Annotated in this window: 17 protein-coding genes; 9 read left to right on the top strand and 8 right to left on the bottom strand. The window is 65.4% G+C overall.

Annotation, left to right across the window (positions count from 1 at the left end):
• Positions 1–58: 58 nt before the first annotated feature.
• Positions 59–316 (top strand): hypothetical protein, encoded by a 258-nt coding sequence (locus J0J06_RS08190; protein WP_294040941.1) that lies wholly within the window; start codon positions 59–61, stop codon positions 314–316.
• A 7-nt stretch (positions 317–323) separates the two neighbouring features.
• Here J0J06_RS08190 and J0J06_RS08195 read toward each other — a convergent pair whose 3' ends face one another.
• The 6 genes from J0J06_RS08195 to J0J06_RS08220 form a co-directional block, all read right to left on the bottom strand.
• Entirely contained in the window at positions 324–845 is a 522-nt protein-coding gene (locus J0J06_RS08195) for a DUF1254 domain-containing protein (RefSeq protein ID WP_294040943.1), read from the bottom strand.
• A complete protein-coding gene (locus J0J06_RS08200; RefSeq protein ID WP_294040945.1) occupies positions 845–1,411 on the bottom strand; it encodes a DUF1214 domain-containing protein in 567 nt (188 codons plus the stop codon). Before J0J06_RS08200 ends, J0J06_RS08195 begins: the two co-directional genes overlap by 1 nt.
• A gap of 11 nt (positions 1,412–1,422) precedes the next feature.
• A complete protein-coding gene (locus J0J06_RS08205; RefSeq protein WP_294040947.1) occupies positions 1,423–2,217 on the bottom strand; it encodes a hypothetical protein in 795 nt (264 codons plus the stop codon).
• A gap of 32 nt (positions 2,218–2,249) precedes the next feature.
• Positions 2,250–4,901, bottom strand: a complete 2,652-nt coding sequence (ppdK, locus tag J0J06_RS08210) for a pyruvate, phosphate dikinase (RefSeq protein WP_294040949.1) — start codon at positions 4,899–4,901, stop codon at positions 2,250–2,252.
• 70 nt (positions 4,902–4,971) lie between these two features.
• Positions 4,972–7,095, bottom strand: a complete 2,124-nt coding sequence (gene glyS / locus J0J06_RS08215) for a glycine--tRNA ligase subunit beta (protein ID WP_294040951.1) — start codon at positions 7,093–7,095, stop codon at positions 4,972–4,974.
• Complete coding sequence (locus J0J06_RS08220) at positions 7,092–7,973, bottom strand: glycine--tRNA ligase subunit alpha (RefSeq protein WP_294040953.1); 882 nt, start codon at positions 7,971–7,973, stop codon at positions 7,092–7,094. Before J0J06_RS08220 ends, glyS begins: the two co-directional genes overlap by 4 nt.
• A gap of 128 nt (positions 7,974–8,101) precedes the next feature.
• On the opposite strand from J0J06_RS08220, the gene J0J06_RS08225 reads away from it, so the two are divergent.
• Together J0J06_RS08225 and J0J06_RS08230 are read left to right on the top strand one after the other, a co-directional pair.
• Complete coding sequence (locus J0J06_RS08225; protein WP_294040955.1) at positions 8,102–9,037, top strand: TraB/GumN family protein; 936 nt, start codon at positions 8,102–8,104, stop codon at positions 9,035–9,037.
• Positions 9,034–9,858 (top strand): TraB/GumN family protein, encoded by an 825-nt coding sequence (locus tag J0J06_RS08230; RefSeq protein ID WP_294040957.1) that lies wholly within the window; start codon positions 9,034–9,036, stop codon positions 9,856–9,858. The genes J0J06_RS08225 and J0J06_RS08230 overlap by 4 nt, the downstream gene beginning before the upstream one ends.
• Before the next feature lie 3 nt (positions 9,859–9,861).
• Here J0J06_RS08230 and J0J06_RS08235 read toward each other — a convergent pair whose 3' ends face one another.
• Positions 9,862–10,569, bottom strand: coding sequence for a PEPxxWA-CTERM sorting domain-containing protein (locus J0J06_RS08235; RefSeq protein WP_294040959.1), 708 nt, complete (start codon positions 10,567–10,569; stop codon positions 9,862–9,864).
• A 204-nt stretch (positions 10,570–10,773) separates the two neighbouring features.
• Between J0J06_RS08235 and J0J06_RS08240 the strand changes: the two genes are divergently transcribed.
• The 4 genes from J0J06_RS08240 to J0J06_RS08255 all read left to right on the top strand — a co-directional run bounded on the left by J0J06_RS08240 (position 10,774) and on the right by J0J06_RS08255 (position 13,243).
• Positions 10,774–11,442: a 50S ribosomal protein L25/general stress protein Ctc gene (locus J0J06_RS08240; protein ID WP_294040961.1), complete on the top strand. Its 669-nt coding sequence runs from the start codon at positions 10,774–10,776 to the stop codon at positions 11,440–11,442.
• Between the two features lie 140 nt (positions 11,443–11,582).
• Positions 11,583–12,158: an aminoacyl-tRNA hydrolase gene (pth, locus tag J0J06_RS08245; RefSeq protein WP_294040962.1), complete on the top strand. Its 576-nt coding sequence runs from the start codon at positions 11,583–11,585 to the stop codon at positions 12,156–12,158.
• Complete coding sequence (locus J0J06_RS08250) at positions 12,155–12,730, top strand: TIGR02466 family protein (protein ID WP_294040964.1); 576 nt, start codon at positions 12,155–12,157, stop codon at positions 12,728–12,730. Before pth ends, J0J06_RS08250 begins: the two co-directional genes overlap by 4 nt.
• Before the next feature lie 129 nt (positions 12,731–12,859).
• Positions 12,860–13,243, top strand: a complete 384-nt coding sequence (locus tag J0J06_RS08255; RefSeq protein WP_294040966.1) for a putative quinol monooxygenase — start codon at positions 12,860–12,862, stop codon at positions 13,241–13,243.
• On the opposite strand, the gene J0J06_RS08260 is transcribed toward J0J06_RS08255, so the two are convergent.
• Positions 13,244–13,831: a hypothetical protein gene (locus tag J0J06_RS08260; protein ID WP_294040968.1), complete on the bottom strand. Its 588-nt coding sequence runs from the start codon at positions 13,829–13,831 to the stop codon at positions 13,244–13,246.
• A 191-nt stretch (positions 13,832–14,022) separates the two neighbouring features.
• On the opposite strand from J0J06_RS08260, the gene ychF reads away from it, so the two are divergent.
• On the top strand, positions 14,023–15,120 hold the full coding sequence (gene ychF / locus J0J06_RS08265) for a redox-regulated ATPase YchF (protein WP_294040970.1): 1,098 nt from the start codon (positions 14,023–14,025) through the stop codon (positions 15,118–15,120).
• A gap of 237 nt (positions 15,121–15,357) precedes the next feature.
• Positions 15,358–16,131 (top strand): DUF1194 domain-containing protein, encoded by a 774-nt coding sequence (locus tag J0J06_RS08270; RefSeq protein WP_294040972.1) that lies wholly within the window; start codon positions 15,358–15,360, stop codon positions 16,129–16,131.
• The last annotated feature ends 132 nt before the right edge of the window (positions 16,132–16,263 follow it).

Raw genomic sequence — 16,263 nt, forward strand, 5'->3', positions numbered from 1 at the left:
ACGCAAGCGAAGGGCGCGTCGTTTCTCCGGCATAACGAACCGGAAAAAGGCGCGCCCGATGCTGTTCACCGACGTCACTCAATATGCCGTTCTCGGCCTCGTCCTGCTCCTGGGACTGGTGCTCGGTCTGTTGATCGCGCCGAAGGGAGCGAAATGGCGCCGCCTCTATGAATCGGAACGTGACGCGCACGCCACCTATCGCACCGAGACCGACGCCAAATGGCGTGAGCGAGAGGCGCTGACCACCAACCGCGACGCCTATGTCCGCGACCTGGAAAACGAGAATGCGCGGTTGAAGGCAGAGCGCCCGGCCTGACCCCGACTCAGCTCAGCGGCTTGCAGCTTGATTTCTTCCGCACGGCGTCGATCGCGGGGAATTGAGCGCGATCCTGGACCAGGATGCGGATCAACGCGATGCCGGTCGCGTCCTTTACCCGTACCGCCTGCATCCCGTCGGGCACCGGCTGGCCCGCCAGCGCGATCGCCACGCGGATCGGCTGGCCGTTCGCGTCGATATTGTTCCGCACGAACGCCACATCCGTGCGCCCGTCGAACACCGATAGCGACCAATACGGCGCGGGGACCGGCTGCACATCGACCAGGACCGGGCCGTTCGACACGTCGAAGGGACACGACGAATAAGCGAGGTCGGGGCTGGGCCGCACGATCGCCCGCGCCTTGTCGGTCGCCATCGGCGTGGCGAAGAGAGTGTTATAGCCGCTCGCCTTGCTGATCCGCTGCGTCGCGAATCCCATCAGCACGCGGGGAAATTCGACCATCATGACGGTATAGCCGACGATGCTCAGGATCAGCCCGAGCAGCAAAGGTAAGGTCCAGCGGCGCATCAGCAGCCCTCCTTGACGATCGAGGGCAATTGGTCGCGAGTCAGGTTCCCGACCCCGCCATCGTCGGGCAGATAGGTGCGAAGCGTCAATTCGAACCGGTCGATCCGCCCGGTCGGCAGCCACAGCCCGGCCTGTTCGGACGGCGCAACGACCACCGACCAGTTCGCCGGATTGGGAACATGCGCGCTGGCGATTGAGAAGACATTGGCCTGGTTGGAGACGAGATAGCCGGGATGGTCGTAGAGCGTCAGGCTCCACCATTTGCTCGGCAACGCCTTCCCCGTCACGCGATAGCGGCACTTGCCGTCGAGTGGTTCGCCCGCGCTATCGACGGCAGCGTTATAATAGCGGGCCTCGTGCGCAGGCAGCGCGAGGATGCCGCGCAACGACACGACCGCGCGGGTGAAGGCGCTCGCACCTGCGGTCCCGAAATCCTTGCCCGTCGTCCACGGCCCGATCGCGGTGCTCGCGCCGAGCGCGCCGGTCCGCACCCGCTGCACTGCCGCCCCCGCACCGAGCGCCAGCCCGGCCACCGCGCAGATCAGGTATCTCGCCCAGGGTTTCATACTCCCCCTCCTCAGTTCGGGCAGCGGTGGTAGCGCTTGCCTTCCATCGTCATCGCGTCGTCGCCGGTGCGTTCGACGCTGAGCTTTTGTTCGAACGGCTTGTCGTCGTCCGAATAGGTGCCGGTCACGGTCACGGTCTTACCCTTGAGGCTCCAGCGGCCGATCCCGCGCTTGCCGTAGAAGCCGCCGCCACCACCGAACTTGACCGCGCGCCGCGCGGCGCAATCGCCATCCGCCGCACCCCAACGGCCGCTGAGCCATACGTTGTTAACCCCGGCAGGGGTCGGGACGGGCTTGGCCGTCGGGCTGGCCGTGGGTTTCGGACTCGGCGTCGCGCTCGGCGATGGAGTCGGCGACGGTTTGGCCGTGGGGGACGCCTTCGGAGTCGGTGTGGCGCTCGGGCTGGCCGTCGGGGTCGGCGCGACCATGTTCGTGTCGGTCTCGCCCAGATCGGTCACGACCACCGGTTCGCTTGGCGTCGGCTCGGGTGGCGGGATGGTGCCGCGACCCGGATCGTTGACGTCCCCCATGAACATCCAGCTACCGCTGACCTGGACGAAGCGGCCGGTGCGCTGCTGCGATTTGTCGCACTTCTTGGTAAAGGCCGAGCAGACCGTCGTCTTGAAATCGCAGATATAGCCTGGAAGCGACGGCGCCGCCTTGCACGCGATGCGTTCGGTCGACTGCACCTTCTCGCCGCGGCGGGCGAGTGCGTCGGACATCTCTTCCTGCGACGGCCCGTCCTGGCCCAGCCCGCTACACGCGCCGAGCGACAGGATGCCAACGATCGCGAGCCACCGCCTCATGGCGTCAGGAGTGTCGCGGCGACGCGACTCCGTCAAGCCTTGGTCAGCGCGGCCTGCGCCGCCGCGAGCCGTGCGATCGGCACGCGGTAGGGCGACGCCGACACGTAATCCAGCCCGACCTGCGCACAGAACGCGATCGACGCCGGATCGCCGCCATGCTCGCCGCAAATGCCGAGCTTGATGCCGGGGCGCGTTTCCCGCCCACGCTCCGCGGCGATCTGAATCAACTCCCCAACGCCGTCGACGTCGAGGCTGACGAACGGGTCCTTCGCGTAAATGCCCTTTTCCACATAGATCTGCAGGAAGCGCGCTGCGTCGTCGCGGCTCACGCCGAGCGCGGTTTGCGTCAGGTCATTGGTACCGAACGAGAAGAACTCGCCGACCTCGGCGATCTCGCCCGCCTTCAATGCGGCACGCGGCAGTTCGATCATCGTGCCGACGAGGTAATCGACACGCTTGCCGGTTTCCGCGAACACAGCCTCCGCCGCCTGGTCGACGACCGCCTTCATCAGCTCGAGTTCGCGCCGCGTTGCGACCAGCGGGATCATGATTTCCGGCACCGGCGCCTCGGCCAGGCTGACCGCCGCCTCGAAGATCGCACGCGCCTGCATTTCGTAGATTTCGGGGTAGGTCACGCCCAGGCGACATCCGCGATGGCCGAGCATCGGGTTGAACTCGTGGAGCTCGGCCGCGCGGCGCTTGAGGTACTCGACCTCGACCCCGGCGGCCGCCGCGACCTCGGCGAATTCCTCTTCCTCGTGCGGCAGGAATTCGTGCAGCGGGGGGTCGAGCAGGCGAATGGTGACGGGCAGACCGGCCATCACCTCGAACAGTTCGACAAAGTCGCTGCGCTGTTCGGGGAGCAATTTGTCGAGCGCGGCGCGGCGGCCCTTCTCGTCCTCGGCCAGGATCATCTGGCGCACCGCGGTGATCCGCGCGGCGTCGAAGAACATATGCTCGGTGCGGCACAGCCCGATGCCCTCCGCGCCGAATTCGCGCGCGGTCCTGGCGTCGAGCGGGGTTTCGGCGTTGGCGCGGACCTTGAGTTTCCGGACTTCGTCGGCCCAGCCCATCAACGTGCCGAAGTCGCCCGCCAGTTCGGGCTGCACCGTCGGCACTTCGCCGATCATGACTTCGCCCGACGCGCCGTCGATGGTGATGATGTCGCCCTCGTTGACCTCACGGCCGGCGCAGCGCAGCACCTTCGCCTTGGCGTCGATCGACAGCGAGCCCGCGCCCGACACGCAGGGCCGGCCCATGCCGCGCGCGACGACCGCCGCATGGCTCGTCATCCCGCCGCGCGCGGTCAGGATGCCGCGCGCCGCATGCATCCCGTGGATGTCCTCCGGCGACGTTTCGGTGCGGACCAGGATCACCGCGTCGCCCGCCGCCGCGCGCTTTTCCGCGGTGTCGGCGTCGAACACGACCTTCCCGCTCGCAGCACCCGGCGACGCCGGCAGGCCACGCGTCAGCACGTCGCGCGCCGCCTTGGGATCGAGCGTGGGGTGGAGCAACTGGTCGAGCGCGCCCGGCTCGACCCGCAGGATCGCTTCCTCGCGCGTGATCAGGCCTTCCTCCGCCATGTCGACCGCGATCTTCAGCGCGGCCTTGGCGGTGCGCTTGCCCGACCGCGTCTGGAGCATCCAGAGCTTGCCGCGTTCGACGGTGAACTCGATGTCCTGCATGTCGCGGTAATGCTTCTCGAGCGTGTCGAACACGCCGGCCAGCTCGGTGTAGACCTCCGGCAGCGCCTCTTCCATCGACAGCGGCCTGGCGTTCGCCGCCTCGCGCGCGGCCAGGGTCAGGTACTGCGGCGTGCGGATGCCCGCGACGACATCCTCGCCCTGCGCATTGATCAGGAACTCGCCGTAATAGGCATTGTCGCCCTTCGACGGATCGCGCGTGAACGCCACGCCGGTGGCACTGGTGTCGCCCATGTTGCCGAACACCATCGCCTGGACGTTGACCGCGGTGCCCCATGACGCCGGGATGTCGTTGAGCCGGCGATAGACTTTCGCGCGCTCCGACTGCCACGACCCGAACACCGCGCCGACCGCGCCCCACAGCTGATCGTGGACGTCCTGCGGGAAGGGCTTGTCCCACTGTTGCTCGACCAGCTTCTTGTATTCGGCGACCAGCGCCTTCCAGTCGGCTGCGGTCATGTCGGTGTCGAGGAAATAGCCCTTGCCTTCCTTAGCGATCTCCAACGCTTCCTCGAACGCACCGTGATCCAGTTCCAGCACGACGTCCGAATACATCTGGATGAAGCGGCGATAGCTGTCCCAGGCGAAACGCTCGTCGCCGCTGGTGGTGGCAAGCCCCAACACCGTCTCGTCGTTGAGTCCCAGGTTGAGGACGGTGTCCATCATCCCCGGCATCGACGCGCGCGCGCCCGAGCGCACCGACACCAGCAGCGGATCGGCGGCGTCGCCGAATTTCTTGCCCGTCACCGCCTCGATATGCGCGATGCCGTTGGCGACCTCGGCCTTCAGGCTGTCGGGGAAATTGCCGCCCTCGTCATAATAGACCGCGCACATTGGGGTGCCGATCGTGAAGCCCGGGGGCACCGGCAGGCCGATCGAGGCCATCTCCGCGAGGTTCGCGCCCTTGCCGCCGAGCAGGTTCTTGTCGCCCTTGCCGCCGTCCGAAACTCCGCCGCCGAAGCGATAGACGTACTGAGTCATGCCGTTCCTCTAAGTATCTGATTTCGCTGGGGAGGCGATGGTAAGTTTACACTGGATTTACACTAGCGCGTCAGCCCTCGATCTTCGAAAAGTCGGCCACGTTATGGACCGCGTCGCGTACCCGCGCGAGCAAAGCCAGCCGCGCCGCGCGTTTCGCGGGGTCACTGTCGTTCACCGTCACATTGTCAAAGAACGCGTCGATCGGCGCACGGAGCGTCGCGAGCGCCGCCATCGCCGCCTCGAAATCCTCGGCTGCGACCGCGTTGGCGGCGGCAGGCTCGGCAGCGTCGAGCGCGGCGATCAGGTCAGCCTCTGCATTTTCGGGCGTGTAGGAAAGTGGTTTCGCCTCGGCGTCCGTAACGCCTTCCTTCTTCAGGATATTCGCCGCACGCTTGTAGCCGGCGAGCAGGTTCGCACCGTCCTCGGTAGTGATGAAGGACTGTAAGGCGCGCGATCTATTGCACAACGACACCAAGTCGTCACCGCTAGTTTGGAAAGCGGCGTCAATCACATCATGCCGCAATCCGTTATCACGCTGCTGCACTTTGAAACGATCGATTATGAACCAATGAAGGCCTGCGTCGCCCGTCGCAATCTGGTTGAGTAGGAGGGCATCGAGACGACGAGCGCGCTCATAGCGATCGCCATGTCGGCTTTCTTCGGGCCACCCCATCCCGATAATGTCGGTCATCGTTTCCAAAGTATCATCGATACTAAAACGAAGATCATTTTCTAGAATGAGCCGGATAACACTCAACGCTGCGCGTCGCAGTGCGAACGGGTCCTTGGAGCCAGTCGGCTTCTCGTCGATGGCGAAGAAGCACATCAACGTATCCAGCTTATCCGCCAGCGACACCGCCACCGTCACCGGCGCGGTGGGGACGTCGTCGCCCTGCCCGACCGGCTTGTACTGATCGCGGATTGCGTCGGCGACCGCTTCGTCCTCGCCCTGCGCGGCGGCGTAATAGCCGCCCATCAGGCCCTGCAGCTCGGGGAACTCGCCGACCATGCCGGTAACGAGGTCGGCCTTGGCCAATTCTGCTGTCCTGCGCGCCAGCTTGGGGTCGCAGTTCGGCACGATGCGTTCGGTCGCCAGCCATTCGGCGAGCTTCGCGACGCGCTCGACCTTGTCGGCGACGGTGCCCAGTTTCTCGTGGAAGACGATCTTCTCGAGCTTCTTCGCCTGCTCCGCGAGCGGCACCTTCAGGTCGGTCTCGTAGAAGAAGCGCGCGTCGCTCAGCCGGGCGGCGAGTACCTTGCGGTTGCCCTCGACGATCGCGGCGCCGCCGTCGGTCGCGGCGATATTGGCGGTGCAGACGAAGGCGTTGGCGAGCTTGCCCGCCCCGTCGCGACACACGAAATATTTCTGGTTCACGCGCGCGGTGAGCTGGATCACCTCCGGCGGGACCTGGAGGAAATCCGCGTCGAAGCGGCCGAGCAGCGGCACCGGCCATTCGGTCAGCCCGGCATTCTCCGCGACCAGCCCTTCGTCCGCGATCAGCTCTAAGCCCGCTTCCGCCGCCAGCGCCGTTGCACGCTCGCGGATGATCGCGCGGCGCTCGTCCTGATCGACGATGACGTGGCAGGCGTGGAGCTTCTCGGCATAGTCCGCCGCCGAGCCGATCGTGATGACGCCGGGATGGTGGAAGCGGTGGCCGACGGTGGCCGCGCCGGACTGAACGCCCGCGATCTCGCACGGCACGACGTCCTCGCCGAGCAGCGCGACGATGCCGTGCAGCGGGCGGACCCAGCGCAGGCTTTCGGTCGACAACGACGCTTCGCCCCAGCGCATCGACTTGGGCCAGGGAAAGGCGCGAACGATCGCCGGGATCGCCTCGGCCAGCACGTCGGAGGTGTGGCGGCCGGGCTTGTCGATGACGGCGAACAGCACGCCGTCACGTTCGATCAGGTCGCTTTCGGCGAGGCCGGTCTTGCGCAGGAAGCCTTCGAGCGCCTGCGGCGGGGCGCCGACGCGCGGGCCCTTCACTTCCTCCGACACCGCCGCAGTCTCGGCGGGCAAGTCGCGCGCGATCAGCGCGAGCCGGCGCGGCGTCGCGAAGGTCACGATCGCATCGGTCTTGAGGCCCGCCTTCTCCAGCTCGGCCGCGAACAGCCGCGCGAGGTCGTCGCGCGCCTTGTCCTGCATCCGCGCCGGGATTTCCTCGGAGCGCAGTTCGAGCAGGAAGTCGGTCACGCCGCCCACCCGTTCTTGTCCATCCACGCCGCGCACGCGCCCTTCGCGAGATCGCGGACGCGGCCGATGTACGCCTGGCGCTCGGCGACCGAAATCACGCCTCGGGCGTTCAAGAGGTTGAAGATGTGACTTGCCTCGATCGCTTGTTCATAAGCGGGGATCGGGAGCTGATGGTTGAGGCAATTCTCGCACTCGGCCGCCGCCTTCTTGAACAGGTCGAACAGCGTGTCGGTGTCGGCGACCTCGAAGTTCCACTTGGACATTTCCTTCTCGTTTTCGAGAAAGACGTCGCCATAGGTGAAGGCTGGCGTGTTCCCTTGCGCGTCGTTGAACGCGAGGTCGTAGATGCTGTCCTTGTTCTGCAGATACAGCGCGAGGCGTTCGAGGCCGTAGGTCAGTTCACCCGACACCGGCTTGCAGTCGAACCCGCCCATCTGCTGGAAATAGGTGAACTGCGTCACCTCCATCCCGTCGCACCACACTTCCCAGCCAAGCCCCCAGGCGCCGAGCGTCGGGGATTCCCAATCGTCCTCGACGAAGCGGATGTCGTGCTTGGCGGTATCGATTCCGATCGCCGCGAGGCTGCCGAGATAAAGCTCCTGCAGGTCGGGCGGGCTGGGCTTCAGGATTACCTGATACTGATAGTAATGCTGCAACCGGTTGGGGTTCTCGCCATAACGGCCGTCGGTCGGGCGGCGGCACGGCTGCACGAACGCGGCGTTCCACGGGTCGGGCCCAAGCGCACGGAGCGTCGTCGCGGTGTGGAACGTCCCCGCCCCCATCCGCATGTCATAGGGTTGCAGGATCAGACAGCCGCGCTCGCTCCAATATTGATGGAGCGTCAGGATCATGCGCTGGAAGGAAAGCGGCTGGGTCATGGTGCGGTGCGGGAAGCCTCTGGCGCAGGGGGGGCGTAGGGTCAATGCCGCTTCAGGTCTTGGTCATCGTTCCCGTACTACCTATTGTGGGACACGCGCGGCGTTCGCGCACTCGTTCAAGGACCGCCATGCTGCGTATTATGCTCCGCAAACTGCTTCTCGCGCTCGGGCTGATCGCCGCTGGCGCCGCCTATGCCCAGACGGCCGCGCCCGCGCCTACGTCGCCCGCCCCCCAGCCTTCGCCCGCCGCCACGGCCGATGCCGATCCTGCTCTGTGGGTGGTCAAGGACAGGGACACGACGATCTACCTGTTCGGCACGGTCCACCTGCTTAAGCCCGGCCTGTCGTGGTTCGACGAGGCGGTGAAGAAGGCGTTCGATTCGTCCGACGAACTGGTGCTGGAAATGGTCCAGCCCGATCCCGCCGCGATGCAGGCGCTGGTGATGACGAAGGGGTTCACCGCCTCCGGCCCGACGCTGCCCGAACGCCTGCCCGCGGAGGACCGGCCGATCTATCTGAAGGCGCTGGCCGATCTCGGTCTTCCGTCGGCGCTGTTCGACCGCGCGCAGCCCTGGCTGGTCGCGACCAACCTGTCGCTGATCCCGCTGATGAAGCTCGGCTACGACGCCGCGAGTGGCCCCGAAAGCGTGCTGACCGCCGCCGCCACATCGAGCAAGAAGCCGATCACCGGTCTGGAGACGCCCGACCAGCAGATCGGCTATCTCGCCGGCCTGTCCGAACCGACGCAGGTCGCGTTCCTCGAATCGACGCTGAAGGACTTGCCCAAGACCGGCGAGACGATGGACAAGATGGTTGGCGCCTGGTCGCGCGGTGACCCAGCTACGCTCGGCGAGCTGATGAACGACGGGGTCAAGGACACACCGGAACTGGCCAAGACCCTGCTCTACGACCGCAACGCGCGCTGGGCACAGTGGATCAAGGCGCGGATGGCGAAGCCGGGGACGGTATTTATCGCGGTCGGCGCCGGGCATCTGGCCGGGCAGCGGAGCGTGATCGAGCAGTTGAAGGCGCTCAAGCTCACTGCGACACGCATGCCCTATTGACGCTGCTCCGCGCCCTGCTGCTGGCGGCGCTGGCGGGCATGCTGACCGCGTGTCCGCTTGCGCGCGAGCCAGCCAAGCCACCGATGTGGGTGGTGCGCGACGGCGACACGACGATCTGGCTGATGGGGTCGATCCACCTGTTGCCGCCGCGGATCGACTGGCGGAGCGACGCAGTCGATCGCGCGATGGGCGCGGACGAACTGGCGCTCGAAACCGATCCGACCGCGCCGGGCGATTTCGACGCGATCGGCAAGGCCCCGGGTCTCCTTCCGCTCGCCAAGCGCGTCGCAGCCGACCGGCAGGACGCACTGGCGCGCGCGATCGAACGAACCGGCCAGCCGGGCGACGCGTTCGACGGCTATAAGGACTGGGCGGCGGCGGTGATACTGGCGACCGGCGACGCGCTCGACAGCCGCGCGACCGCGAAGAACGGCATCGATGCGCAATTGTGGAAGGCGTTTCGCGGGCGGCAACGCGTGGCGCTCGAGAAGCCCGGCGACCAGCTCCGCGCGCTCGACATGCTGCCGCCGCAGCTGCAGTCGCGGATGCTCGACGAGACGCTCGACGGCGCTGACTATGATACGACGTACGAGGCGTGGGCGAGCGGCGACTTGGCCGCGATCGACAAGGCCGGCCCGTCGAAGGAACTCCGCGCCTTCCTCGTCACCGCCGCCAACCGCCGCTGGGCCGACTGGATAGCCGCGCGGATGGCGCAGAAGGGCGAGGTCCTCGTCGCGGTCGGTGCCGGGCATCTGGCGGGGAAGGACTCGATCCCGGACCTGCTCGCGGCGAAGGGACTGAAGGTGGAGCGGACGCAATAAAGGTCAGGCGAAACTCACCTTCGCCGGCCGCCGTCGCATCGCCGCCCCCATCGCGCCGAAGCCGAGTAGCATCATCGCCCAGGTCGCTGGTTCCGGAACGCCGAATGCCGCCCACGGCGTGTAGTCGTAGGTAAGGGTATAGCTGGCGGTGCCGCACAGATCATCCCCAGGGGTGCCACCACCACCGCACCCGCCGTTGACGCGGCGCACCGCAAAATCGGGTGGCAGGACGAACGTCGTATCGCTCGCATCCACCAGATGCGCGCCCAGGTATTTACCATCCAGCAGGATGTATCCGACACCGTTGAAGTTGGCCGGGTTCAGGTCGAATGTCTGACTCCCGATTACATCGTAGATCGAGAAATAGCCATAAACGAAGTTCGTCGCCCGGACGACATTGACCGTCGTGCTACCCGATCCTGTCAACGCGATGGAGAGATTGCCCGTGGCTGCATTGCTGAGAGTCCACAGCCCGTTCGACGTCCAGCTCACTGCATAGTTTCCCGTCGCAGCGGTCGTGCTGTATAACTGGTTGTAGTTCGACTTGTTGACCTTGATCTTCAACGTGACTGAATTGAGCACGCCGAGCGTCACATCGAACTTCGCCATCCCGTGCTGGGTCATATCATTGTCGGTCTGCACGATCGTTACCGCGCCCGCAGGAGCGGCAAGGAACATTGCGGCCGACGCCGCGGTCGCTACGAATCGCATCGTCTCTTCTCCCCGTTATTAACCATGTTGCGGGAAAGACCCGGACCAGTCGAGTCTAGGACTGCACTGTAACGGACTGCTTCGGGCACTGCCCACCCTTGCCTCCCCGCCCCCTTTCCACTACAGGCGCGCGCTTCCGCGACGTGGTCATCCCTGGAGGCGTGACGCGGAAGTCCACTGAACCAACGTATTTCGGAGAATATCATGAGCGACCAATTGACGCTCGCCGCCGAGACGCGCGACCGTGGAGGCAAGGGAGCCTCGCGTGATCTGCGCCGCAACGGCCGCGTGCCCGCCGTCATCTATGGCATGAAGCAGGACCCCGTCTCGATCCATCTGGAAGAGAAGGCACTGGTCCGCGCGCTGGGCACCGGGCATTTCATGAACACGGTCGTCATGATCGACGTGGGCGGCAAGCCCGTCCGCACCCTCCCCAAGGACGTCGCGTTCGACGTCGTCACCGACCGTCCGCTCCACGTCGACTTCCTGCGCATCAGCGAGCACGCGACCGTGCACGTCAATGTGCCGGTGGTGTTCACCGACGAGGAGGAGTCGCACGGCATCAAGATCGGCGGCGTGCTGAACATCGTTCGCCACGAACTCGAGCTGGTCGTCGACGCCGCGAACATCCCCGGCGAGATCGAGATTTCGCTCAAGGGCCTCGAGGTCGGCGATTCGATCCACATCTCGCAGGTCAAGCTGCCCAAGGGCGCGACGTCGGCGATCGACGACCGCGACTTCACCATCGCGACGATCGTCGCCCCGTCGGCGCTCAAGTCGACCGAAGGCGATAACGAGACCGCTGCGGCCCCTGCTGAAGCCGCGGCACCTGCCGAAGGCGAGACCGCTGCCGCCGAGGGCGACGCCGAGTAACACCGGCTTCGCGTTCGGGAACGAACGAACGAGGGGCGCGCGATCGGCTGGATCGCGCGCCCTTCTTGTTTGGTCGCCTCTCGGCGACGGCGGCACCGGTGCCGCTTCCGCGTCGGCGGAAACCCCGGTAGGGGCGAACAATGCAACTCTGGGTCGGCCTGGGTAATCCCGGCGCGCAATATGCGATGCATCGCCACAATGTCGGCTTCATGGCCGTGGACGCGATCGCCGAGGTGCATGATTTCGGCGCGGTGAAGAAGCAGTTTCAGGGCTGGACGCAAGAGGGCCGCATCGGGGCTGAGAAGATCATCCTGCTCAAGCCCGCGACCTTCATGAACGAAAGCGGCCGGTCGATCGGCGAGGCGATGCGCTTCTACAAGCTGGAGCCGCAGGACGTGACCGTCTTCTACGACGAACTCGACCTGGAGCCGTTCAAGGTCAAGGTGAAGCGCGGTGGCGGGGCCGCGGGGCATAACGGCATCCGCTCGACCATCCAGCATCTGGGCGACGGTTTCCGTCGCGTGCGGATCGGGATCGGGCATCCGGGGCACAAGGACCGCGTTACCGGCCATGTGCTGGGCAATTACGCGAAGGCTGAGATCGAGCCGCTGAGCGACTTGCTCGGCGCGATCGCCGCGGAGGCCGACTGGCTCGCCAGGGGCGACGACGTGCGCTTCATGAACGACCTGGCGCTCAGGATGGGAGACGGGAAGTGACGCGCACACTGTTCCCGACGCACTTCTACGACGCGCCGCTCGGCGATGCGGCGCTGGTCGATGAACTGGCCGATGCGTGCCGGGATGTCGCCGCCCAGGACAAGGCCGGGCAGTTCTGGTCGAAGGAGCATGGCTATCGCGGCTACACCTCCTACGCATCCTTGGACGATCTGCCGTTGCGCGACCCGCGCTTCGCCGACCTGGTGCGGTTGCTCGACAAGCATGTCGCGACGTTCGCGAAGGCGGCAGGGTTCGAGCTCGGCAAGAAGCTCAAGCTCGACAGCCTGTGGGTCAACGTCCTGAAACCCGGCGGCACGCATTCGGGGCACATCCACCCGCACAGCATCGTGTCGGGCACCGTCTATGTCGCGGTGCCGCCGGGGTCGGGCGCGCTGCGGCTCGAAGACCCGCGCTTGCCGCTGATGATGGCCGCGCCGTCGCGCCCGGACACGTTCGTCTATGTCGAGCCGGACGCCGGCAGCGTGTTCCTGTGGGAAAGCTGGTTGCGGCACGAAGTCATGCCCAATGCGGCGAAACAGGACCGGATCAGCATCAGCTTCAACTATCGGTAACGTTCCTCAGTCTTTTCTTCGTCACCCCGGACTTGATCCCGGGTCCCGCTTTTCCAGTGAGGCGATGAAGCGGGATGCCGGATCAAGTCCGGCATGACGAGAATTGAAAACGAAGCTATCAAACTCCCCATGGCCATCGACCGACGCATGATGCTGGGCGGCACCGCCGCGATGATGGCGTGGCCGAAAGGGGCGTTTGCCGTGGAGGAAAATCACATGTTCGGCATGGTCGGCCGGATGAAGGCGATCGCGGGGAAACGCGACACGCTGCTCGACATCCTGCTCGAGAGTTCGGGGGCGATGCCCGGGTGTCTCAGCTATATCGTTGCCAAGGACTTGGCCGATCCCGACGCGATCTGGATCACCGAAGCGTGGGACAGCAAGGAGAGCCACGACGCTTCGCTCAAGCTGCCGCAGGTCCAGACCGCGATCGCCAAGGCTCGACCGCTGATCGCCGGTTTCGATTCGGGCGCGCAGACCCAGCCGATATTCGGGATCGGGCTGAACCGTTAGCTAGAACGCCAGGCGGACGGCGAAGGTCGCGATCGGGTTCAGCCCCGCGCGGTTGACGGCGCGGTCACCGCCGCTCGACATGCGGATCCGCGGACCACGGCTGATCGCGCGACCGAACAGCGTACCGCCTTCCAATCCGACGACCAGATTCGGTGCGAGTTCGGTATCATAACCTACCACCGCAGCCGGCGTCCGGCGTCGATAGATGCGCTGCTGTGCGCCGACGCCGCCCCGCGCGGCCGAATCGAGCAACAGGCCATGCGTCGCCTGCTCGGCATCGCGCCAGAAATTGACCTTCGCGAAATAGCGGTCGCCGACCGACAGACGGAAGCCGGTTTTGGTCGAGGGATAGATGTCGATCATCCCGCCGACGAAGCGCGGGCGGACCATATCGGTAATCGCGAGATAGCCACCCCGGCGCACCAGCTTCGGCCCGAGACGCGGGGTTCGGCCATTGATCACACCAAACCGCGCCGCGGCGATGTCGGGCCGCGCTGCGCTGCGTTCACGCGCGACCGCAGGCTGCGCTATTGCTAACAGCATGATGGCCAAGCCGATGATCGCGACTCCCCGTGACGCGATGCCCATCAATTTTCCCCTTCCGGCCGCATCCCTCACGCGCGGCCCCGTGTACTAGACGATACGATCCACGCCGGCCCACACAAGTTTTTTACGAAAAATTAATGATTGCGGTCGGAGCGGGGCAGCCGCGTCCGACTGGCGCTTTCATGCATCTGCGCCTACACGGCGCGCTTTCTACCTCCCCAAAAGCGAGCATCATGGGTTTCAAATGCGGCATCGTCGGCCTCCCCAATGTGGGCAAGTCGACGCTCTTCAACGCGCTGACCGAAACGGCGGCGGCGCAAGCGGCGAACTATCCGTTCTGCACGATCGAGCCGAACGTGGGGAATGTCGGCGTGCCCGACCCGCGGCTGGACAAGCTCGCCGCGATCGCAGGGTCGCAGAAGATCATCGAGACGCAACTGGCGTTCGTCGATATTGCCGGGCTGGTCCGCGGCGCGTCGAAGGGCGAGGGGTTGGGCAACCAGTTCCTGGGCAACATCCGCGAGGTCGACGCGATCGTCCACGTGCTGCGCTGTTTCGAGAATGGCGACGTGACGCATGTCGAGGGCAAGGTCGACCCGATTGCCGACGCCGAGACGGTCGAGACCGAATTGATGCTGTCAGATCTGGAAAGCCTGGAAAAGCGCGTGCCCAATCTGGCCAAGAAAGCGGCGCAGGGCGACAAGGAAGCGAAGATCGCCGCCAGCGTGCTGGGCCAGGCACTCGACCTGCTGCGCGATGGCAAGCCGGCGCGGTTGACCGAGCCGAAAGACGCCGAGGAAGCGCGCATGCTCAGCCAGGCGCAGCTGATCACCGCCAAGCCGGTCCTCTACGTCTGCAATGTCGATGAAGGCGACGCGGCGACCGGCAACGCGCATTCCGCGCGGGTGTTCGAGAAGGCCAAGGCGGAGGGCGCGGAGGCCGTTGTCGTGTCCGCGGCGATCGAGGCCGAGATCGCGACCATGCCGGCGCAGGATCGCGGCGAGTTCCTGGCCGAACTGGGCTTGTCGGAAACCGGCCTCGCCCGCGTCATCACCGCGGGGTATAAGCTGCTCCACCTGCTGACCTTCTTCACCGTGGGCCCTAAGGAAGCGCGCGCCTGGACCGTCGATGCCGGCGCCACCGCCCCGCAGGCGGCAGGCGAGATCCACACCGATTTCGAGAAAGGGTTCATCCGCGCCGAGACGATCGCCTACGACGACTACGTCGCGCTGGGCGGCGAGGCCAAGGCGCGCGAGGCCGGCAAACTGCGCGCCGAGGGGAAGGCCTATGTCGTCCACGACGGTGATGTGATGCATTTCCTGCACAGCTAGGCGCGATCGCGATTCTGGCGCGATTCCGGGCCGTCACGCTGGCGCGGCTCTCCCCATTCTGTCCAATTGCGGGACAGGCCGAATGCCTGCCGACTCGCTTATTCTTAACCAACGATTTACAGTTGTAACGACTCGTAAGATTGTTCGGGGGCTGGGGGACCAACTCACGCTGGCTGAAAGAGTCTAAAAAACAAAACAGGGTCGCTATCCATCAGTTAATATCTGGAAGGAATAGCGATGAATTTCCGTATCTTAAGCGCCGCTGCGCTTGGCGTGAGCGCATTGATGGCGCCGAACGTGGCACAGGCGCAGAACGTCGACCTCGAGCTCGCATTGCTCGTGGACGTCTCCGGCAGCGTTGATTCAACCGAGTTCAATCTGCAGCGGCAGGGCTATGTCAACGCGTTCAACGATCCCACGATCCAAGCCATTTTCCAAAGCGGCAGGTCGGCCGCGATCACGTTGATCTACTGGTCGGGCAGCGCCGAGCAATCGCAGGCGGTTGGCTGGACGTTGGTCAACTCTGCCGCTTCGTCTGCGGCGTTCGCCAATTTGATTGCGGCGACCTCTCGCCCCTTCAGCGGCAACACCGCCCCGGGCAGTGCGCTCAACTACGTTGCGCCCAAGTTCTTCAACAACACGTTCACCAGCGCTAGGCAGGTCATCGACGTGTCGGGCGACGGCGCGGAAAATGATGGGACGAACACGCTCGCGGCGCGCAATGCGGCGCTGGCGCTTGGCATCGACCAGATCAACGGCTTGCCGATTCTGGGCGAATCTGGCCTGCTGGCGTTCTACCAGAACAACATCCAGGGCGGCGCCGGGTCGTTCACCACGGCCGCGTCCTCGTTCGCGACTTTCGACGCGGCGATCAAAAGCAAGATCGGCACCGAACTGACCGGTGGTGTGCCGGAACCGGCAACTTGGGCGATGATGGTGATGGGCTTTGGTGCGATGGGCTTCGCCCTGCGTCGCCGTACGGCGGCGACGATGCGCGTCCGCTACGCCTGATTTCCCGCGAGTTCCACCGACCGGGCCAGTCCCGGTCGGTGGGATCGCTTTGTCCTTACGATGATGTTTCCGGAATAATCGCGATTCGCGAGCAAACGCGCATGCATTCCAAGAGAAGGCCGATTTCTGCTG

Origin of the sequence: Sphingomonas sp. (assembly GCF_017304615.1) — a bacterium.
In the GTDB taxonomy this organism is placed as follows: domain Bacteria; phylum Pseudomonadota; class Alphaproteobacteria; order Sphingomonadales; family Sphingomonadaceae; genus Sphingomonas.